At 71.8% G+C, this 18,838-nt stretch carries 19 protein-coding genes; 6 read left to right on the top strand and 13 right to left on the bottom strand.

The window, feature by feature from the left end:
• Positions 1 to 159: 159 nt before the first annotated feature.
• The 6 genes from IE140_RS05215 to IE140_RS05190 form a co-directional block, all read right to left on the bottom strand.
• Positions 160 to 942 carry an alpha-ketoglutarate-dependent dioxygenase AlkB gene (locus IE140_RS05215; protein WP_150197612.1) on the bottom strand — a complete coding sequence of 261 codons (783 nt, stop codon included), beginning with the start codon at positions 940 to 942 and terminating at the stop codon, positions 160 to 162.
• On the bottom strand, positions 926 to 2,161 hold the full coding sequence (locus IE140_RS05210) for a hypothetical protein (protein WP_150197611.1): 1,236 nt from the start codon (positions 2,159 to 2,161) through the stop codon (positions 926 to 928). Before IE140_RS05210 ends, IE140_RS05215 begins: the two co-directional genes overlap by 17 nt.
• Positions 2,158 to 2,904, bottom strand: a complete 747-nt coding sequence (locus IE140_RS05205) for a nucleoside/nucleotide kinase family protein (protein ID WP_093445641.1) — start codon at positions 2,902 to 2,904, stop codon at positions 2,158 to 2,160. The genes IE140_RS05210 and IE140_RS05205 overlap by 4 nt, the downstream gene beginning before the upstream one ends.
• A 79-nt stretch (positions 2,905 to 2,983) precedes the next feature.
• Positions 2,984 to 3,838, bottom strand: coding sequence for a hypothetical protein (locus IE140_RS05200; protein WP_150197610.1), 855 nt, complete (start codon positions 3,836 to 3,838; stop codon positions 2,984 to 2,986).
• Positions 3,839 to 3,905: 67 nt separating this feature from the next.
• On the bottom strand, positions 3,906 to 4,496 hold the full coding sequence (locus tag IE140_RS35840) for a hypothetical protein (protein ID WP_225683084.1): 591 nt from the start codon (positions 4,494 to 4,496) through the stop codon (positions 3,906 to 3,908).
• Between the two features lie 157 nt (positions 4,497 to 4,653).
• Positions 4,654 to 5,304, bottom strand: coding sequence for a helix-turn-helix domain-containing protein (locus IE140_RS05190; protein ID WP_150197609.1), 651 nt, complete (start codon positions 5,302 to 5,304; stop codon positions 4,654 to 4,656).
• A gap of 96 nt (positions 5,305 to 5,400) precedes the next feature.
• Here IE140_RS05190 and IE140_RS05185 point away from each other — a divergent pair, with 96 nt between their 5' ends.
• Positions 5,401 to 6,084 (top strand): SAM-dependent methyltransferase, encoded by a 684-nt coding sequence (locus tag IE140_RS05185; RefSeq protein ID WP_150197608.1) that lies wholly within the window; start codon positions 5,401 to 5,403, stop codon positions 6,082 to 6,084.
• Positions 6,085 to 6,184: 100 nt separating this feature from the next.
• The gene (locus IE140_RS05180) at positions 6,185 to 6,772 is read left to right on the top strand and encodes a hypothetical protein (RefSeq protein WP_093445636.1); all 588 of its coding nucleotides are present in this window, start codon (positions 6,185 to 6,187) and stop codon (positions 6,770 to 6,772) included.
• Positions 6,773 to 6,883: 111 nt separating this feature from the next.
• Here IE140_RS05180 and IE140_RS05175 read toward each other — a convergent pair whose 3' ends face one another.
• Positions 6,884 to 7,987 (bottom strand): citrate synthase 2, encoded by a 1,104-nt coding sequence (locus tag IE140_RS05175; RefSeq protein WP_150193652.1) that lies wholly within the window; start codon positions 7,985 to 7,987, stop codon positions 6,884 to 6,886.
• A 267-nt stretch (positions 7,988 to 8,254) separates the two neighbouring features.
• Between IE140_RS05175 and pdxH the strand changes: the two genes are divergently transcribed.
• Together pdxH and IE140_RS05165 are read left to right on the top strand one after the other, a co-directional pair.
• Positions 8,255 to 8,893 carry a pyridoxamine 5'-phosphate oxidase gene (pdxH, locus tag IE140_RS05170; protein WP_150193656.1) on the top strand — a complete coding sequence of 213 codons (639 nt, stop codon included), beginning with the start codon at positions 8,255 to 8,257 and terminating at the stop codon, positions 8,891 to 8,893.
• Between the two features lie 438 nt (positions 8,894 to 9,331).
• Positions 9,332 to 10,756: a PAS domain-containing protein gene (locus IE140_RS05165; RefSeq protein WP_150193651.1), complete on the top strand. Its 1,425-nt coding sequence runs from the start codon at positions 9,332 to 9,334 to the stop codon at positions 10,754 to 10,756.
• 14 nt (positions 10,757 to 10,770) lie between these two features.
• On the opposite strand, the gene IE140_RS05160 is transcribed toward IE140_RS05165, so the two are convergent.
• The 5 genes from IE140_RS05160 to IE140_RS05140 form a co-directional block, all read right to left on the bottom strand.
• Positions 10,771 to 12,060, bottom strand: a complete 1,290-nt coding sequence (locus tag IE140_RS05160) for an MFS transporter (protein ID WP_373296145.1) — start codon at positions 12,058 to 12,060, stop codon at positions 10,771 to 10,773.
• 150 nt (positions 12,061 to 12,210) lie between these two features.
• Entirely contained in the window at positions 12,211 to 13,461 is a 1,251-nt protein-coding gene (locus IE140_RS05155; RefSeq protein WP_150193650.1) for an ABC transporter permease, read from the bottom strand.
• Positions 13,458 to 14,210: an ABC transporter ATP-binding protein gene (locus tag IE140_RS05150; protein ID WP_150193649.1), complete on the bottom strand. Its 753-nt coding sequence runs from the start codon at positions 14,208 to 14,210 to the stop codon at positions 13,458 to 13,460. The genes IE140_RS05155 and IE140_RS05150 overlap by 4 nt, the downstream gene beginning before the upstream one ends.
• The gene (locus IE140_RS05145) at positions 14,207 to 15,271 is read right to left on the bottom strand and encodes an efflux RND transporter periplasmic adaptor subunit (protein WP_176741925.1); all 1,065 of its coding nucleotides are present in this window, start codon (positions 15,269 to 15,271) and stop codon (positions 14,207 to 14,209) included. The genes IE140_RS05150 and IE140_RS05145 overlap by 4 nt, the downstream gene beginning before the upstream one ends.
• Positions 15,268 to 15,792: a hypothetical protein gene (locus IE140_RS05140; RefSeq protein ID WP_150193648.1), complete on the bottom strand. Its 525-nt coding sequence runs from the start codon at positions 15,790 to 15,792 to the stop codon at positions 15,268 to 15,270. Before IE140_RS05140 ends, IE140_RS05145 begins: the two co-directional genes overlap by 4 nt.
• A gap of 182 nt (positions 15,793 to 15,974) precedes the next feature.
• On the opposite strand from IE140_RS05140, the gene IE140_RS05135 reads away from it, so the two are divergent.
• On the top strand, positions 15,975 to 16,679 hold the full coding sequence (locus IE140_RS05135; protein ID WP_032764205.1) for a response regulator transcription factor: 705 nt from the start codon (positions 15,975 to 15,977) through the stop codon (positions 16,677 to 16,679).
• Positions 16,676 to 17,899, top strand: coding sequence for a sensor histidine kinase (locus tag IE140_RS05130; RefSeq protein ID WP_150193647.1), 1,224 nt, complete (start codon positions 16,676 to 16,678; stop codon positions 17,897 to 17,899). The genes IE140_RS05135 and IE140_RS05130 overlap by 4 nt, the downstream gene beginning before the upstream one ends.
• 65 nt (positions 17,900 to 17,964) lie before the next feature.
• On the opposite strand, the gene IE140_RS05125 is transcribed toward IE140_RS05130, so the two are convergent.
• Complete coding sequence (locus IE140_RS05125; protein WP_006126697.1) at positions 17,965 to 18,720, bottom strand: SIS domain-containing protein; 756 nt, start codon at positions 18,718 to 18,720, stop codon at positions 17,965 to 17,967.
• Positions 18,721 to 18,838: the final 118 nt, after the last annotated feature.

Genomic DNA, 18,838 nt, shown 5'->3' with positions numbered 1-18,838 from the left:
CGGACCGTTTCCGGTCGCCGGGGGGGGGGAAGTTGAAGTCAGGCGGCGGCAACCGGCGAGCTGGTCGCTCGCGCGGTCGCGGTGGTGCTTCGGCCGGTGACGTCCATACGGCAACCCTAGCGCGGGTCCGGTCGGTGGGGCATCCGCATATACGGCCGGTCAGACCGGTGGCATCAGGTCGCTCTCGCTGATGGTGTACGTCAGCGGGGGATAGGCGAAATCCGTCTCCTGGTTCTCGCGACGCCGCAGCCGGTAGAACTCGCCCTGCTGCTCGTCGTCGGCCAGGGCGAGCCGCGTGCCCTGCGGGAGGTAGGCGTGCCCGTCGTCACGGAATCGGACCGGGCTCTTCGACGTGCGGAACGTCAACCCCAGCCATTCGTTCTCCTCCGTCTGTCCGTGCGCGTCCAGGACGATCTTGTGCTTGAGGCGCCGATTCGACGCGACGGAGAAAGTGACCACGCTGTTGTGCGTGAGAGGGATCTCGAACGTCTCCCCCTCCATGTCCTTCGACGTGAAGACCAGCTTTCTCGGGGGGCCGGCTTCCGGGTTCCGGTAGCAGGAGAAGACGGCGATGTGCGACTCGTCGGCCAGATCCAGGGCCTGGTCGGAGTGCGCGCCCATGGTCCTGTACGCGTTCGTGTAGCTCTCGAACAGGGCGTTGTTGAAGCCGGTCGGGAGTCCCGCGCGTTCTTGGATCTGCTGCGCCAGGCGCTCGTGCACCGGGCGGAAGCGCTGCGCCGGGGTGCTGTATCGCGTGGTCGTACGCACGAGAGGCACGCCGCCCGTCGCGTCGACCCTGGTGAGCACAGCGCCCCGACGGCCCTTCCCCGCAGCCTCCAGAACGGCCGACGCCGACAGTTCCGCGAAGAGGTCGTTCGCGGTCTCCTCGGTCGGCAAGGCGTACGAGCGGACCTCGTCCGAGATCCTAGATTCCGGGGGCAACGTAATCTCCCGAGTTCATGCTGAAGCGGAAATCGTCGCCGTAATCGATGAAGGACGAGGTCCTGTTCTCCTCGGCGTACAGCTTGCGCAGGTCCTCCATGCCCTCCTGCGTGGGCGGCTCCAGCTTCACCAGGTCTCCGGCCACTTTGAGGAACGTCTGCCCGTCCTTGTGCACGGCCTCGGTGCTCGAACAGCGCACCACGTAGCCCAGGCGGGTCGGGAGCAGTTCGGCGTTCAGCCCCGAGGGCCGGATCTCGTGCGTGTACAGGCGGTTGGTGGACAGCGGCATGAAGAAGACCGAGCCGGGGTGGAGGGTGATGCTGAAGTGCTGGGGAAGGGAAGCCGCCCCATCCCGCTCCTCGGCCGTCTCCTTGAGGCGGAAGTGGAGGCGCGTGAGGCCGCTGGTCCCCTTCACGCCGTAGTCGAAGGCGTCGCCGGGCATCGGCCGCAGCTGGTCGAGCCCGTCGTAGAAGGTGCAGAAGGCCATGATGCCGTTGGCCGGCATGTCCTTGGTCTTGTCGGCGTGGGCCGAGATCTTCGCCTTGGCCTGCTTGCGTTCAGCCGTGGCGCGGGTGTTGCGGTAGATCTGGGCGAGGACGTGGTTCAGCGGAGCGTGGCCCCGGAAGACGGTGTCGGCCTCGCGGTTCAGCTCATCGACCACGCTCGTGTCGGTCGGGCGGAACGTCTCGGTCGGGCCCGAGAGGTTCGTGGAGCACCGGAGCAGCCGGAAGTGCCGTTCCTCGCCGTCCTGTGCGACGGGCGTCAGATAGATCCCGCTGCGGTGGGACGTTCCCGGCTTCGTCGACTCCGTCAGGGACTGGAACACGTGCTCCGAGCTGATCCGCCCGAAGTGGTCGGCATCGAGGTCGAAGTAGCGGCGGTAGTACACACCCGCCCCGTGCACCCGCAGGGGGACGCGGCCGAGGCCGATGGTCGTCCACGGCCGGCCGGCGTTCTCGTCGTCACCGTGCGACAGTTCCCGGATCACGAACACCCGGGCAGCGGAGCGTAGTTGGTCGTCGGGTATGGCGGACAGGTCGCCGCATACGTAGACGGTCCTCCCCGCGAGGTCGGGCGGGTCGGAGGCGAGTTCCTCCGGAGTGATCGTGGACCCGAAGAAGTCTCTGATCGCCTCGTCGCCCTGTACGTCCGAAGGCGCGACCAGGACGTTGCCCGCCTCGTCGATCCGGGCCTCCGCCGCCTCTGCTGCGTGCGTCACGACGCCGCCTCCCCCTTCGCGGACTTCAAACGCGGTCGTGCGAAGTCCGTGTTGTCCACCACCACGTCCATCCTCGGCAGCGGGTCCACCTCGTCGAGGTAGAGACGCTCCGCCACCAGGTACCGGTTTCGGTGGATCGCCTCCGCGTCCGAGCCCGCCCAGTTCTGGTCGCGTTCCGCGCCGCGGCGTACGGAGAGTTCGGCGTCCACGTCCAGCCAGATCCGGAAGTCCCAGTACGCGTCGATCTCCGGCCGGAACGCGAAGACACCGTCCACGATCAGGACCGCGTCCGGGGTGAGCGGGGTCGTTTCGGCCGCGTGGTTCTCCTGCGTCAGCGGGTCGATCGAGCAGAGGGCGCACGACTCCGCCTCCGGTGAGCGGGCCGGGTCCAGGAGGAGGCGCTTGGCCGCGTCGTAGTCGTACGCGTTGCGGTAGTACCCCTCGCCCGACTCCCGGTCGTACCGGTGTCGGTCCTTCCACGGGTTCTTGAAGTCGTCCAGCGTGGCCCGGAGCACCGGGCGGCCCGACTCGGCGATGTGAGCGGCCAGTTCGTGGCCGAAGCTCGTCTTCCCCGCCGCCGTGAAGCCGTCGATGCCGACCAGGAGCCGGCCCGGTCCTCGGTCCCGGATGCGTTCCGCGACGGCCTCCGTCAGCGCGCTGCGTTCGGCCGACGCCGGTGCGGGGTGCGGCTGTTGCCAGGTCGAGGATGAGTGGCTGACGGCTGCGGGCTCACGGGGTTCCATCCGCCGATCCTCGCACCGGCTCCTGGCGGGCCCTCAGGTGGGCCCGTTCGCCCTGGTGGCCGACATGTGTCCCTGGCGATCAGGTCCGTGTGACGGTGAACAGTAGTGACGACTGAATACCCAGATGGGCAGCCGAGTCGGCCACGGTCTCGGCCAGCCAGCCGATTGCATCACACGACCACTCCGCCAACTCGCCGGACAGCACGATGCCGTGAGTGGGCGGACCGTCCCAGAAACGGTCGTCGAACGGCGGAGTGGGGAAGCTGTCCAGGGGGATCTGATCGTCAGCCGCCCCTACGAACACGTCCTGTTCCAAGCGGCTGAGGTGGCGAGTGAGCTGCGAGGCGATCGCTGGGACGGACGGGGTGCGTCCGCTGTCGATGCGGATTCTCACCGACGCGCGCGACCGTGGATCGCACTCGCCGAACCACTCGGGCGTCTGCATGGACGGCACCACCGCATAGGCCGGGCGAGTCGATGCGTCGACCCCCTGAACCGGCAGGAGGACCTGCACCGCGTCGAGTTGCACGACACCGATCCGCTCTGTTGTGTCCTGCGCGCACCGCAGGAACGGCTGTACAGGGAGCGGCCTGTCACTGGCCACCTCACTGGCCTCGACCTGGAACCACGAGATCAGTTTCGACGCCGGAGCGGCTAGAGGGTGGCTCCACCCCGCGTCGTTCATGGCCCACAGCCCCGGAGCAACGATCGTGCGCCCCTCGGAGGCGGCTTCTTGTGCAGCGCTCGCCCGGTCGTCGAGCCAGCCCATGGCGAGCGAACGCTGGAGGAACAACTGGTAGGCGTCATGCTCGGACTCGGGATCGTGCCAGGCGTGCGGGGCGAACTCGCCGTAAAGGGCGGCAAACATGGTGCCTGCGGTGTGACAGGTTGTTGGTGCGATGCCCGGTCGTGCGGCGGCATTCTGCTCTGCCATGTGTCCTTCCCCGTACTCGGCTGCGGCACCCAGGGCTTGCCTCTGAGCGGCAGTGGGCGGTGCCCTCTCAGTACACTCGACAGTTGACTTCGGCCTGGTTCATCGGCTTCTCGCCGGTGTCGATCTCGCCGATCACGTCTACCTCCACGTGATTGCGCCACGATGTCCGCTGAGTACCGCGGCAGTCGCGGCGAGCCGCCGTTCGGTGCGTGCTTCCGCCGCCGGGCTTGAGCGTCTTGGTATCTGAACACGCCTTCTGCCGCCAGGTGTTGTCCGTAAACCACTCGTACAGGCAGTTGAACACCTTGGCGCGGTCGTTGCTGCAGTTCCCCTTCTTCCACCACCCGTGCCCGGACGCCGCTACTCCGGTACCCGACCGGTGAGGGTTGTCCCTCCCGCTCACTGGGGTACATCCGAGCGCCGTGGGTTGCCGAGCTGCACTTGCTTCCTCTGCCGCATCCATGTCCATTACCCGACCGGCGCTGTCCAGGTAGACCGCGGACGTGTCGGAGTCAGATGGTGCGACGCCAGGCGCCGCAGCGCCTGGCCGCGCGTCACCATCCCGGTCGGATGCTGTTGTCGGCGCAGCCGAAGCGCCCCCGATCGTCAGAGAGGCAAGTACAGCAATGGCGGTGAGGCGAAGCTTGCCTGTGAGCATGAAGGGTCCCTTCGCGAGTCCGTAGAACGCAACTGGCTAGATCAGTGATCGCCGCTTCCGGACCAGTTTGGAGCTTTTAGTCATGACTTGACCGGAGAATGGGGAAAACTTACGTCTATGGGATGACCCCAGATGCTGCTCCGGGGCAGCCCACCGCTCAGTTGTTGCCACGTAGGTTTCCGTCGCCCACCCCTCGCACCGGCTCCTGGCGGGCCCTCAGGTGGGCCCGTTCGCCCTGGTGGCCGAAGAGGACGAGCAGTTCCACGGTGCGGTCGTCGTCGGGGCCGAGCCAGTGCGGGACGTGCGTGTCGAACTCGGCCGCCTCGCCGGGCTTCAGGACGAGGGTCCGCTCGCCCAGGATCAGGCGGAGCCGGCCGGCCAGCACGTAGAGCCACTCGAAGCCCTCGTGGGTCCGCAGGGTCGGCTCCGTGCCCGCCGGACTCGGGCGGATCAGCAGTTTGTGGGCCTGGACCCCTCCCGGGCGGCTCAGCGGTACGTACGTGAGACCGTCCCTCGTCACCGGGCGGAGGTGGATGCGCGGGTCTCCCGTGCGGGGTGCGCCCACCAGTTCGTCCAGCGGGACCGCGTGGACCTCCGCCAGCGGCAGCAGCATCTCCAGCGTCGGCTTGCGCGTGCCGCCCTCCAGGCGGGACAGGGTGCTCTCGTTGATCCCGGTCCGCTCCGCCAGCTCGGCGAGCGTCATGCCGTGCCGGCGCCGCAGTTCGCGCAGGCGGGGGCCCACCGCCGCCAGGACGTCGTCCTTGCCGCCCTTGGGCGCGGGACCCGCTGTGTCTTCCGTGGCTGCCATGCCCCCAGGTTGCCGAAACGGCATGGAAGCTTGCAAGAGCGGCAGACTGCGGCGCACCTTCCTCCTCAAGGAGCAGCGAAACGAGAGGGACCAGTCATGAGCAGCGACACCACCCGTGCCACCGACACCACCGACTCCGCCGCGTTCTGGGAGAACCACTACGCCGGCGTCGACCCGCAGTGGGGCACCCGGCCCAACGCCGTCCTCGCCGAGGTCGTCACCGCCCTGGCCCCCGAGCCGGGCTCCGGTGGCGGCGGCCGTGCGCTCGACCTCGGCTGCGGGCACGGCGGCGACGCCCTCTGGCTCGCCTCGCTCGGCTGGGACGTCACCGCCGTCGACGTCTCGGCGACCGCCCTGGAGCGCGTCGCCGCCGGGGCTGACGCGGCCGGGCTGACCGACCGTGTCCACCCGACCCGGCACGACCTCGCCCGGTCCTTTCCCGACGGGGCGTACGGGCTCGTCACCGCCAGCTACTTCCACACCCCTGTGGAGATCCCCCGCGAGCAGGTCCTCCGACGCGCCGCCGAAGCCGTCGCCCCCGGCGGCCTCCTCGTCCTCGTCGAGCACGCCTCGCTCGCCCCCTGGTCCTGGCGCGACGGCCACGAGGACGTGACGTTCCCCGGCCCCGACGACGTACTCGCGTCCCTGCGGCTCGGTGACGGAGACGGATGGCTCACCGAGCGCTGCCACGCGCCCGAGCGGACCGCCACCGGGCCCGGCGGTGAGACGGCGACCGTCACCGACAACGTCATCGCGGTCCGCCGGGTCCGGCACGCCTGAACCCGCTTGCACACGCTTGCACCCGCCTGCACTGTCAGAGGCGGGTGGCAGAGTGGAGATCGTCGGAGCCAGAAGGCCCCGGAAGGCCGGAGGGGGAGCCGTGGGGGATTACTTCCAGACCGTCATCGACCGCGACGTCACCGAGGCGGACGCCGCCCCGCTCGCCGCGCGCGTCGTCGCCTGGCTCGTCGCCGAGGGTGTCATCGGGCCCGACCGCACCGAGCCCGTGCTCGGCCGCGACCCCGGATATCCGCCGGGGCCGCGTATCCGTGAGGTCGTCGACAGCAGCGGGTGGGGCGAGCCCTGGCAGGGCGGGGGGCTCGACGTCGCCGTCACCCGCACCGTGTTCGACGCCGGGCAGTATGCCGATCCGTCCTCGGCCCGATGCCCGCGCTGCGAGCGGGACGTCGCGTTCCAGGACAGGGCCCTCCTGGAGATACCGGGGGCCTGGGACCCCTTCTCCGAGGCGATCGAGGACTGGGAGGCGGGTGTCGATGCCCTCGTGCGGTGCGCGCACTGCGACGCGTCGTCCCCGCTCGTCGACTGGACGGGGATGGAGCACTGCTTCGCCTTCGGCGCCCTCGGCTTCACCTTCTGGGGGTGGCCCGACCTCACTCCGGCCTTCCTCGCGGAGTTCGACCGCCGGCTGGACGGCCACCGTACGGTCCTCGTCAGCGGGAAGATCTGAGACGGCGGGCAGGGCGCGGCACACCGGGGCGGGCAGGGCGCGCAGGGCCGCCCCGGAGAGCCCCGACCCCGCCCCGTAACCCCGCCCCGTACCCCGAACCCCGCCCCCGGCTCAGCCCGCGACGATGTCCTCGTACCCGCCGATCTCGCGCGGGTCGCGGCTCCCCGGGCCCACGTACGTCGCCGACGGGCGCACCAGGCGGCCCGTGCGCTTCTGCTCCAGGATGTGCGCCGACCAGCCCGCCGTGCGGGCGCACGTGAACATCGACGTGAACATGTGCGCCGGGACCTCCGCGAAGTCCAGCACGATCGCGGCCCAGAACTCCACGTTCGTCGCCAGGACCCGGTCCGGGCGGCGGTTGTGCAGCTCCTCCAGGGCCGCCTTCTCCAGTGCCTCCGCCACCTCGAAGCGCGGGGCGGCCAGCTCGCGGGCCGTGCGGCGCAGGACGCGGGCGCGCGGGTCCTCGGCGCGGTAGACGCGGTGGCCGAACCCCATCAGGCGCTCGCCCCGGTCCAGGGCCTGCTTCACGTACGCCGTCGCGTTGCCCGTACGCTCGATCTCCTCGATCATGCCGAGGACCCGGGACGGGGCCCCGCCGTGCAGCGGGCCCGACATCGCACCCACCGCGCCGGACAGCGCGGCCGCGACGTCCGCGCCCGTCGAGGCGATGACCCGGGCCGTGAACGTCGAGGCGTTCATGCCGTGCTCCGCCGCCGACGTCCAGTACGCGTCGACGGCCTTCACGTGCTTCGGATCCGGCTCGCCGCGCCAGCGGATCATGAAGCGTTCGACGACCGAGTGCGCCTTGTCGATCTCGCTCTGCGGCACCATGGGCAAGCCCTGGCCGCGCGCCGACTGGGCGACGTACGACAGGGCCATCACCGCGGCCCGTGCCAGGTCGTCGCGGGCGGTCGCCTCGTCGATGTCCAGCAGCGGCTTCAGGCCCCAGACCGGGGCGAGCATCGCCAGCGCGGACTGGACGTCGACCCGGATGTCACCGGAGTGCACGGGGATCGGGAACGGCTCGGCGGGCGGCAGACCGGGGTTGAACGCCCCGTCCACCAGCAGGCCCCACACGTTGCCGAAGGAGACGTGACCGACCAGGTCCTCGATGTCGACCCCGCGGTAGCGGAGCGAACCGCCTTCCTTGTCCGGTTCGGCGATCTCCGTTTCGAACGCGACGACTCCCTCAAGACCGGGTACGAAGTCGGACATCAGGCGGCTCCCTCAGTTCGGCGGGCGGCGTGCGGTGCGCGGCGTGCTGGGCTGTGCGGAAGCCACAGCGGCCTGCCCCAAGATATTGGCGGGTTCCTCCGATGCGGGGAAGCGTGACATCCGGCACAGGGCCCCCTTTCGACGGCGTGCGGTTACGGCCCCTCGGCGCCGGGCAGACTCGGCCCCTGCGGCAGGATGGGGCCCGTGCCCACACCAGAAGGTTCCACGGGACCCCTCCCGGACGATTTCACCACCGATCCCGCGGCCATGCGCGAGCAGTACCGCTCGGAGGACTTCGTCGAGCGCGACCTCGCCGCCGATCCGATGGAGCAGTTCGCCCGCTGGTTCCGCCAGGTCGCCGTCGGCGGCGTGCTGCACGAGCCCAACGCGATGATCGTCTCCACCGCCGACGCGGACGGCCGACCGTCCTCGCGCACGGTGCTGCTCAAGCAGTACGACGACCGGGGCTTCGTCTTCTTCACCAACTACGACTCCCGCAAGGGCCGCGAGCTGGCCGCGAACCCGTATGTCTCCCTGCTCTTCCCCTGGCACCCGATGGCCCGCCAGGTCATCGTCACCGGCACCGCCTCCCGCACCTCCCGCGAGGAGACCGTCGGCTACTTCCGCACCCGGCCGCACGGCTCCCAGCTCGGCGCGTGGGCCAGCGCCCAGTCCACCGTCGTCGGCTCCCGCGAGGAGCTGATCGCCCGGTACGAGGAGCTGGCCGCCCGCTACCCCGAGGGCGAGAAGGTCCCGGCCCCGCCGCACTGGGGCGGCTTCCGGGTGGTGCCCGAGACGATCGAGTTCTGGCAGGGACACGCGAACCGGCTGCACGACCGGCTGCGGTACGTCAGGGAGAGCGGTGAACCCGGCGGCCCGTGGAGGGTCGAGCGGCTCTGCCCGTAGGGCCGTCGCCCCGGCCCCGGGCAGGGGCCCGTACAGCGCGGAAACAGGGGCGCGTACAACGCAGAAACCCGCAGGCTCTGGTTCCTCCGTGCACAGAGGAGCCGGCCGGACTTACCGGCGAGCCTGCGGGTCGGTGACTGCTTGGGATTGGCCGGCGACCGGCCTGCACTGCAGAAAGAGTGCGACGACGGGCGTCAGCCCGCAGCCACCTCACGAGTCCGAAGAGAAATCACTTCCGGAACACCTCCTTTCCTGTGTGCTCCAGAGCCTACGAGCGCCCCGCATCGCGGTACAAGCGATTTATTCGCCGGTCCGGTCCAGAAGATTTGGGCGAAGTGGATGTGTGCTGGGTCACGTTCGAGTTGAATGGTCTGACGTGCAGCAATCCACGCGGCGACGCGTGGGACGACGGCCGACACGTTCTGCGGGGGGTGCGGAGTGGGTGTTCCCAGGAGCAGGGGGGCCACCGACGAGCTCGGACCGGACGAGGACTCCGGCGGCGCGCCACCGGGGTGCTCCGGGGACCCCGGGGTCCCGGTCGGCGAGGAGGCGGTCCCCGGTGCGCCGTCCGACGGGTCCGAGCTGCTGGCGGCGCTGCTCGACGGCATGGACGCGGCGCTCTGCGCGTTCGACGCGGCCGGCACGGTCACCCACTGGAACCGCGAGGCCGAACGCGTTCTCGGCTGGTCGGCGGAGGAGGCCGTCGGCCGCAGCGGCTTCGCGGGCTGGGCGGTGCGGCGGGCCGACGCCGACGAGGTGCGGGCCCGGCTGATGTCGGCCATGGAAGCGCCCGGGCGGCAGGTGCACGAGTTCGCGCTGCTGCGCAAGGACGGCGGCCGGGTGCTCGTGCGGACCCAGTCCGCCGGGGTGCGCGGCGCCGACGGGAAGCCGGCCGGGGTCTACTGCGCGTTCAGCGAGGTGCACGCCCAGATCGACCTGGAGCGGGCCATCGCCCTGAGCGAGGCGCTGCTGGAGGACGCGTCCTGGGGTGTCGTCCTCGTCGATGTCGACCTGCGCCCCACGGTCGTCAACGCGCACGCCGCCCGCGCGCTCGGCGGAAGCCGCACCGCCCTCCTCGGCCGCCCGCTCGGCGAACTGGTCGTCCAGGGGATCGAGGAGCTGGAGGCCGCCCTGCACCATGTGCTCGCCGACGGGGCCCCGAGCGCACCGGCCGAGCTGTGGGTCACGCTGCGGACGGCCGAGGGCGAGCGGCGGCGGTGCTGGCGCAGCGGTTTCCTGCGGCTGGCCTCACCGCTGACGGAGGAGCCGGTTCCGCTCGGGGTGGGGTGGCTGTTCCAGGACGTCACCGCCGCCCGGCTCGCGGAGCAGGAGGCCGACCGGCTGCGGTTCCGGACGAGCCAGCTGCACCGTGCCGCCCGTACGGCCTCCGAGTGCGAGGACCCGATGGAGGCGGCGACCTCCCTGCTGGACTTCGCGCTCGCCGGGTTCGCCGACCACGTCCTGGTCGACCTGGTGGCGGGCGAGCGCCTGGTGCGTACGGCCGCCACGCCGTTCGACGCGCCCGGCCCGTGCCTGCTGGTCGCCGGGGGCTCCATCCCCGCCCGGTACGCCCCCGGCCACCCGGCCCTCCAGTCCGTCGAGCGCACCGGGACGGTCCGTACGAGCGCGGGCGCCGGGGCCGCCGTGTCGCCGGCCTGGGCCGTGGAGCGCCGCTGGCCCCGGGACGCGGCGCACGCACTCTGCGCGGTCCTCCGGAGCCGGGGCCGGACGCTGGGCGTGCTGACGTTCCTCCGCGCGGCGAACCGGGCCGCCTTCGAACGCAGTGACGCGGCGTACGCGGAGACGGTCGCGGCCCGGGTCGCGGGAGCGGTCGACCTGGCCCGGCAACTCATCCGTGAGTAGCCGGGCTCACGGCGTCAGCCGTGCCTGCTCCCGGGATGTTCGCTGGACGCGGCCCGTAGCGGCGCCGGATCGGGCCAGGGGACCCTTCGGGCGCGGTGGAGGCCGATGGCGATGACGGTCAGGACCGCGGCGGTTCCGGCGAGCGTCATGACCATGGACGGGGAGGAACGGTCCACGACGATGCCTCCGGCCAGGGCCCCCGTGGAGATGGTGGCCTGGAAGGAAGCGGTGAAGAGGACGGACGAGGCTTCGGGGGAGTCGGGGCAGGCCCGGGCGAACCAGGTCTGGGAGCAGACCGGCACGGCGCCGTAGGCGACGCCCCACAGGACGAGAAGGACGACGGCTCCGATGCGGCTCGTGCCGGCCAGGGGGAGCAGGAGGGTGGCCGCGGCGATCATCGCGGCCGCCGCGGCGAAGGTGGCCCGCGGGTGGCGGACCACGGCGGACCCGCCCAGGAAGTTTCCGGCGATTCCGGCCGCCCCGTAGACGAGCAGGAAGACGGTGACGGCGCCGGCGTCCACGTGCGTCACCCCTTCCAGGAACGGGGTGACGTAGGTGTAGGCGCCGAAGTGCGCGAGGACGACCAGGAAGGTGATCACCAGCGCGTACTGGGTGTTGAAGCCCTTCAGCATGCCCGTGAGTACGTGCAGGCGGGTCGGCGCCCGGGCGGGCAGCGGCGGGACCACGAGGATCAGCAGGGTGAAGACGGCGAGCGACAGAACGCCCATGACGAGGAAGGCGGTGCGCCAGCCGGCCGCATCCCCGATGAAGGTGCCGAGGGGGACGCCGAGTACGGAGCCGAGGGGCACGGCGGCGAAGATGACCGCCGTGGCCCGGCCGGCGGACGGCGCGGGCACCAGTCGGCCTGCCAGCCCTGCCCCGATCGACCAGAACCCTCCGATGGCGACGCCGACCATCACACGGGAGGCCAGGACCAGCCAGTCGCTGGAGGCCGCAGCCGCGAGGAAGTTCGCCAGCGCGAGCAGGAGGATGAACGCTCCCAGCACGAACCGTCGGTCGACGCGCCCGGTCGCCACCGTGACCAGGGGCGCCGAGGCGGCGGCCAGGAAGCCCGGCATGGTCATCATCAGGCCGGCCATGCCGTCGGAGACGGTGAAACTCGACCCGATGGAGGTCAGGAGTCCGATCGGCAGGATCTCGGTGGTGACGATGGAGAAGATCCCCAGCATCACCGACACCACGGCCAGCCACGAGACGAGCGGCGATCGGGCGGGCAGTTCGGGGAAGTCAGGGGAGTCAGGGGAGTCGAGGGAGTCGGTGGAAGTGGTCGTTGTCGTGGGCACGAAACCGTCCTGGCCTGGGCGTCGCAAGCGGAAGTGATCGCTATTGCAACAGGGACGAGAGCGGCTTTCCGGCAGTTTTCCGACGTCAACAGGAGGGCCCTGGCCCGCACTTCGGGGCGGGGCCAGGGCCACGGGGTGTCCGGTGAGCCCCTACGCCGCGTGCAGCGCCAGCGTCGGGGAGAGGCGGGACGCCCGGACCGCCGGGTACAGGCCCGCCACCGTGCCGATCACCAGCGTCGCGCCGAAGCCGCCGGCCACCGCCCACAGCGGGACCACCCACGGCAGCCCGCCGGAGTGCGCGTACACCCCCGTCGCCGCCGCGCCCAGCGCCACGCCCGCCAGGCCGCCCAGGCCCGACAGCATCAGCGACTCCGTGACGAACTGGATCCGGATCTGGCCCCTCGTCGCGCCCAGCGAGCGGCGCAGGCCGATCTCGTACCGCCGTTCCAGGACCGAGATGATCATGGTGTTGGCCACCCCGACCCCGCCGACCAGCAGCGCGATGCCGCCCAGGCCCAGCAGCAGGCTGCTGAACGCCCCCTCGGTCGCCGCCTTCGCGCGGAGCGCCGACGACGGGTCGGTGACCTTCACGTTCTGCGGGTTCCGCGGGTCGACCGTCGCCGCCATCACCTTGCGTACGTCCTCGACCGCCGCGTCCGCCGAGCGCTCGTACACCGACGTCGGGTGGCCGTCGAAGTCCAGCAGGCGGTTCGCGCCCTCCCAGCCGACCAGGGCGGAACGTTCGATCTCCGGGGCGAGCGGGAGCGGGCCGAGGATTCCGACGACCGTGAAGTAGCGCTCGCCCAGCCACACTTGGCGGCCGGGTTCCATGATGCCCAGGCGCTCCGCCGCCACATGGCCGAGCACGACCGAGGGGTAGCGTCCGGTCGCCGTGTTCAGCCAGCCGCCGCTGCTGACCTCGCCGCGCAGGACGCGCAGCAGGTCGGCCGTCGTCGCCTTCACCGCGATCCCGCCGGTGTCGTCCTCGTCGACCTTCTCCGTGCGGCGTACGGTCGCGTTGAGATCGGCGGTCGCGCCCACGTCCTGGACGCCCTTGATCCGGCCCACCATCCCGACCGACTCCTCCGGCAGCTTCACCTCCTCCCCGGCGAACATCGACTCACCGGGCGAGGCGACGAGGAGATTGGTCCCCAACTTGTCCAGCTCGCGCAGGAGTTGGGCCTGGCTGGAGGCGGATATGCCGACCACCGAGATCATCGTGGCGATACCGATGGCGATGCCCAGCGCCGAGAGGACCACCCGCATCGGGCGGCTGCGCAGTCCGGACGAGCCGACGTGCGCCACGTCCCGGGGGCTCAGCCGGGCCGCCTTGAGTCGTTCCCGCCCCCGGTCGCCCGAAGTCCGCCCACCCGAAGTCCGGCCGCCCGCGCGCCCCTTCACAGCTCCGCTCCCGCCGTCGCCGCGAGCCCGTGGGTCACGTCCGCGACCACCTGGCCGTCCCGGATCCGCACCTCGCGCGGCAACTGCGCCGCGATCTCCGTGTCGTGCGTGATCACCGCGATCGTGGCCCCTTCCCGGTTCAGATCGCGCAGCAGCTCCATCACCGCCGCCCCCGACGCCGAATCGAGCGCCCCGGTCGGCTCGTCCGCCAGCAGCAGCGCCGGCTCGCCGACCACCGCCCGGGCGATCGCGACCCGCTGCTTCTGGCCGCCGGACAGCTGGTGAGGCTTGTGGTCGAGGCGGTCCGCGAGGCCGACCCGGGCCAGCGCGTCGGCGGCCTTGCGGCGGCGTACCGAGCGGGAGAGGCCGGAGTAGAGCAGGCCCTCCGCCACGTTGTCGCGGGCGCTGACGCCCGGCACCAGGTGGAACGCCTGGAAGACGAAGCCCACGTGCTGGGCCCGCAGCGCGGAGAGCCGGCGGTCGGAGAGCGCCGCCACGTCGTGGCCCGCGATGTGGACGGAGCCCGCGGTGGGGCGGTCCAGGGTGCCGATGATGTGCAGCAGCGTGGACTTGCCGGAGCCCGACGGGCCCACGATGCCGAGGAGTTCGCCCTCCTCGACGGTGAGGTCCACCCCGCGCAGCGCGGCGACCGGGCCCGGGTACTCCTTGGTGACGCCGGCGAGGGCGACGACCGTACGGGGGCGGGACGCCGGATCCGCGACAGTGCCGGTTCCGGTACCGGTGCTCATATCTTCGGCACCCCGACCTTCATGCCCTCGCGCAGACCGCCGCCGGACACCTCGACCCGGCCCTCCGCGAACATGCCCAGCTCGACCTTCACCTCGCGGGTCGTGCCGCCCCGGACCACCTGGAGGCCGAAGCCGCCGCCGGGCAGCGCGAGCAGCGCGTTCACCGGCACGGTCAGGACGTTCTCGCGGGTCTCGCCCGTCAGGTTCACCGTGACCGGCGACTGGTCGAAGCCGCCGACCTCGTCCGGGTCGTCGAAGGAGACGGTCAGCGTGACCTTGGGGCTGTCGTCCGCCGGGTCGTCGCCGGGCTTCGCGGTCCGGCCCACCGAGGAGACCTTCCCGGGCGCGGTCGTGCCGTCCGGCAGCTCCACGCTCACCTTCGTGCCCGCCTTCGCCAACTGGCTCTCGGCCACGTCCAGTCGAAACGTCACGATGCGTTCGGAACCGGTCGTCTCCAGGACCGGGGCGCCCGGCCGGGCCTGCTCGCCCACACCCGCCCCGACGCTCTTGATCCGGACCTTCCCCGGGGCGAACGTGACGTCCCCCGGCCCGACCTTCCCGGTCTGCTGCGCGTCGTGGGACTTCTGCCAGCGCTTGACGGCCGCCGCCGTCAGCTCGGTGTACTCCTGGTCCGGGGTGAAGCCCGTGTAGCCCAGCTCCGCGAGATTGCGCTCCAGCTGCTCCACGTCCCGGCCCTTGTCGCCCGGCTTCAGCGTCCGGTACATGGGCCCGGAGCCGTACATCAGCCGGACCGGCCGCCCGTCGACCTCGTACAGCCGCTCGTTCCGCTCCACGGTCGAGCCGGTGCGCGGGGTCCAGGTCACGGTGCCCGGCGTGCCCGCGTTGACCTTGCGCTCCTTGTCGTAGCCGAGCGTCCCGTCGGCCTGGGCGCTGTCACGCAGGTCCCCGCGCTCGACCGCGGCGGTGGCCGGGGGCAGCCCGGTGTTCTTCGCCCCGCCGGTGTCCTCCTCGCCGCCGAGTCGCGTGAGGGCGACCGAACCGGCCGTCACCGCGAGCACGGCCACCGCCACCGCCGCCGTCACGGCCCGTCCCCGCCTCATCGGCCGGCGCTTTCGCACGCCTTGTTGGCCTTCTCGAACTTCTTCATGTCCTTCGACTTCAGTGCGGGCGCCGCCTGCATCGCCCCGCCGTCGAACTTCGGGTCGGGCATGTCGAAGCCGTTCTTGCGCATGCACCGGGCGTAGGCGACCATCTTGTCCTTCTCCGCCTGCGACAGCTCCTTGGGTCCGCCGCCGACCGCCTTGTCCTCGCAGGCCTTGAACGCCTTCTCCATCTTCTCCTTGCTCATCGAGCCGCCGTCGATGGTCAGGCCCATGCCGTCCTGGCCCGGCTTCGGCTCGGGGATGTCCAGGCCCTGTTCACGCAGGCACTTGCGGTGCTCCAGCGCCTGGTCCTCCTTCGTCTTCTTGCCGCCGGACGCCGATCCGCCGTCCTTCGTCCCGCCGCCGTCGCCGGAGCACGCGGTGGCCGTCAGGGTGAGGGCGGCGGCCAGCGCACAGGCCGCGGCGAGGGACCGCCCGCGTGAGCGCGCGGCGGTCCGGCGGGGAAGGGTCTGGTTCATGGGGGCTCCTCGTCGCTTGCCGACAGGTCCGTACAGGTCGGTCCGTACAGGTCCGTGCAGGTCCGTGCAGGTCCGTGCAGGTCCGTACGGGGACGGCCCGAGCGTGCGCGAGGGCGCTGTTTCGTTTCTCTCAGCCCGGATGCTTACACCGGCGAAACATCGCTTTCGGGTACACAGGGCCCATGCGCGTGCTGGTGGTGGAGGACGAGGAATTCCTGGCGGAGATGATCGCCGAGGGGCTGCGCCGTGACGCCGTCGCCGTGGACATCGCGCCCGACGGCCGGGCGGCGCTGGAGCGGCTGCGGTTCGGCGCGTACGACGTGATGATCCTCGACCGCGATCTGCCGGGGCTGCACGGTGACGAGGTGTGCCGCCGGGTGGTCGGCCTGCGCCTGCTGACCCGGATCCTGATGCTGACCGCCGCGGGGACCGTACGGGACCGGGTGGCCGGTCTCGGGCTCGGCGCCGACGACTACCTGACCAAGCCGTTCGCGTACGACGAACTCCTCGCCCGGGTCCTCGCGCTCGGCCGCCGCGCCCGCCCCGCCCTGCCGCCCGTCCTGGAGCGGGCCGGGCTGACGCTCGACACCGCCCGCCGCCAGGTCTGCCGCGACGGCCGCTACCTCTCCCTGTCCCGCAAGGAGTTCGCCGTGCTGGAGACCCTGCTGCGGGCCGAGGGCGCCGTCGTCAGCGGCGAGGACCTGATCGAGGAGGTGTGGGAGGCGGACACCAGCTACCGCACCAACGCGGTCCGCGTCACCCTCTCCAAACTCCGTACGAAACTGGGGGCGCCGCCCGTGATCGAGACCGTGCCCGGAGCCGGATACCGCATCGGGGACGGCGACAGCCGTCAAGCCCCCGACGACTCCGGGAGCGGCACCCCGTGAACAGTGAACGCACCCGTCTCGCCGCGCTGTACGGCGGACTGCTGGTCATGGCCGGCGTCCTGCTCCTGGCCATCGTCTATGTGCTGGTCAGCGAGAACGTGTACGCCGGGATCGTCACGGCCGTCGCCCCGGCCGTCCCCGCCGCCCGGCTGGAGGCGGGGGTGGCCGCCCCCGCCCTGCCCACCTCGGACTGGGCGCAGACCGCCGTCATCGAACCCGGGCAGTACGCCGTCGCGCAGAAGGTCGGCACCGCGGCCGGGGACGCGGCCCTCAGCCAGCTGCTCACCGTCTCGGGGGTCTCCCTCGCCGTCTACTCCGCGCTCTCCGTGGCCCTCGCCTGGTGGATGGCGGGCCGGGTGCTGCGGCCGGTCGGCGTCATCACCGCCCGGGCCCGCCGGCTCTCCGGGTCCAACCTGCACGAACGGATCGCGCTGAAGGCCCCGCCCGGTGAGCTGAAGGAGCTGGCCGACACCTTCGACGGGATGCTCGACCGGATCCAGCAGCTCGTCGCCGCCCGGCAGCGGTTCGCCGCCAACGCCGCCCACGAGCTGCGCACCCCGCTCGCGGTGCAGCGGGCCGCCGCCGAGATCGGGCTCGCCGACGACCCGCCGCCCGAGAAGGTCGCCTGGATCCGGGACAAGCTCATCGACACCGCGGCCGACAGCGAGCGGCTCATCGAGGGGCTGCTGCTCCTCGCGGTCTCCGACGAGGGGCTGCGGCGGCGGGAGCGGGTCGCCCTGGACGAGACCGTCACCGCGGTCACCGGGGCGCTGGGCGCCGAGGCGGAGGAGCGGGACATCACCGTCGAGGTGACCGCCCGGCCGGTGACGGTCGAGGGCGACGCGGTCCTCCTCGACCACCTCGTGCACAACCTGGTCGCCAACGCCCTGCGCCACAACCACCCCGGCGGGACCGTGACCGTCCGGGTCGGCCCGGACGGGCTGGAGGTCGCCAACACCGGGCCCCGGGTGGACCCGGCGACCGTGCCGCTGCTGTTCGAACCGTTCCGGAGGGCACGGGCCCGCCGCCACGCGCCCGGCGAGGGCGCGGGCCTCGGGCTCTCCATCGTGGCGTCGGTGGCGCGGGCGCACGGCGGGGACGCCGGCGCGCGGGCCAACCCGGGCGGCGGGCTGACGGCCCGGGTCACCCTGCCCGTACGCGCCCCGGAAGCCGGGGCCCAGGACGCGCCCACGCGCCTTCCGGCGGTCCCGGCTCAGTGACGGTGGCGGGGTCCTCCGGTGGCGCGGGCTCAGTGACGGCGGCCGGGGCGGGCGGCGGCCCCGGCTCAGTGCCGGTAGAAGATCCGGTCCCGGTTCTCCGTCATGACCCGGCCGTTCCACTCGTGGCCGCCGTCCACGTTCCCCGAGCGCAGCATCGGCGGCTCGACGCCCCGGGCCACCAGCTGCTCCACGGCGGCCGCCAGCATCGACTGCATGATCGCGCTGGTCACCACGGTCGAGGCGGGGGCGAAGGGGGCCTCGACGCCGGGGACCGTCAGCTCCGCGTCGCCGATGGCGATCTTGCTGTCCAGGACGATGTCGCAGTGGTCCCGCAGGAAGCCGCCCGAGGCGTGCCGGGAGCGGGTGTTCTCCGCGTACGCGACCGAGGTGACGCCGATGACCTTCAGCCCGAGGGCCCGGGCGTTCTGCGCCATCTCGACCGGCAGGGCGTTGCGCCCGGAGAGCGAGACGATCACCAGGAGGTCCCCGGCGGTGGCGGGGCTGGAGTCCAGGACGGCCGAGGCCAGTCCGTCGACCCGCTCCAGTGCCGAGCCGAGCGGGGCGGGCATGACGTCCACGCCGACCACGCCGGGCACGGTGAGCAGGTTCATCAGCGCCAGGCCGCCCGCGCGGTAGACGACGTCCTGGGCGGCCAGCGATGAGTGGCCCGCGCCGAAGGCGAAGAGCCGGCCGCCCGACTCGACGGTGTCCGCGACGGCCGCGCCCGCGGCGGCGATGCTCTCCGCCTCCTCGTCCCGCACCCGCGTCAGCAGGCCGATCGCCGCATCGAAGAACTGACCGGCCAGCTTGCTGTCGCTCATGGGGGAGAGCCCTTTCGACGGGATGTTGAGGCGGGTGCGGTGCGGGCGTTCGGCGGCCCGGGAATGCCTGTGCCGCCGATCACGTTGCGGTCTGGACCAGTGGACTGTCAATACCGCC

Origin of the sequence: Streptomyces parvus (genome assembly GCF_014648875.1) — a bacterium.
In the GTDB taxonomy this organism is placed as follows: domain Bacteria; phylum Actinomycetota; class Actinomycetes; order Streptomycetales; family Streptomycetaceae; genus Streptomyces; species Streptomyces parvus.
Note: the sequence above shows the minus strand (reverse complement) of the source record. Positions and strands in the feature narration are given on the sequence as shown.

Excerpts from the sequence above, each read along its gene's own strand:
- IE140_RS05205 (WP_093445641.1), bottom strand. The coding sequence starts at position 2,904 with ATGGAACCCCGTGAGCCCGCAGCCGTCAGCCACTCATCCTCGACCTGG.
- IE140_RS05190 (WP_150197609.1), bottom strand. The coding sequence starts at position 5,304 with ATGGCAGCCACGGAAGACACAGCGGGTCCCGCGCCCAAGGGCGGCAAG.
- IE140_RS05175 (WP_150193652.1), bottom strand. The coding sequence starts at position 7,987 with ATGTCCGACTTCGTACCCGGTCTTGAGGGAGTCGTCGCGTTCGAAACG.
- IE140_RS05200 (WP_150197610.1), bottom strand. The coding sequence starts at position 3,838 with ATGGCAGAGCAGAATGCCGCCGCACGACCGGGCATCGCACCAACAACC.
- pdxH (WP_150193656.1), top strand. The coding sequence starts at position 8,255 with ATGCGCGAGCAGTACCGCTCGGAGGACTTCGTCGAGCGCGACCTCGCC.
- IE140_RS05185 (WP_150197608.1), top strand. The coding sequence starts at position 5,401 with ATGAGCAGCGACACCACCCGTGCCACCGACACCACCGACTCCGCCGCG.
- IE140_RS05135 (WP_032764205.1), top strand. The coding sequence starts at position 15,975 with ATGCGCGTGCTGGTGGTGGAGGACGAGGAATTCCTGGCGGAGATGATC.
- IE140_RS05150 (WP_150193649.1), bottom strand. The coding sequence starts at position 14,210 with ATGAGCACCGGTACCGGAACCGGCACTGTCGCGGATCCGGCGTCCCGC.
- IE140_RS05145 (WP_176741925.1), bottom strand. The coding sequence starts at position 15,271 with ATGAGGCGGGGACGGGCCGTGACGGCGGCGGTGGCGGTGGCCGTGCTC.
- IE140_RS05125 (WP_006126697.1), bottom strand. The coding sequence starts at position 18,720 with ATGAGCGACAGCAAGCTGGCCGGTCAGTTCTTCGATGCGGCGATCGGC.
- IE140_RS35840 (WP_225683084.1), bottom strand. The coding sequence starts at position 4,496 with ATGCTCACAGGCAAGCTTCGCCTCACCGCCATTGCTGTACTTGCCTCT.
- IE140_RS05140 (WP_150193648.1), bottom strand. The coding sequence starts at position 15,792 with ATGAACCAGACCCTTCCCCGCCGGACCGCCGCGCGCTCACGCGGGCGG.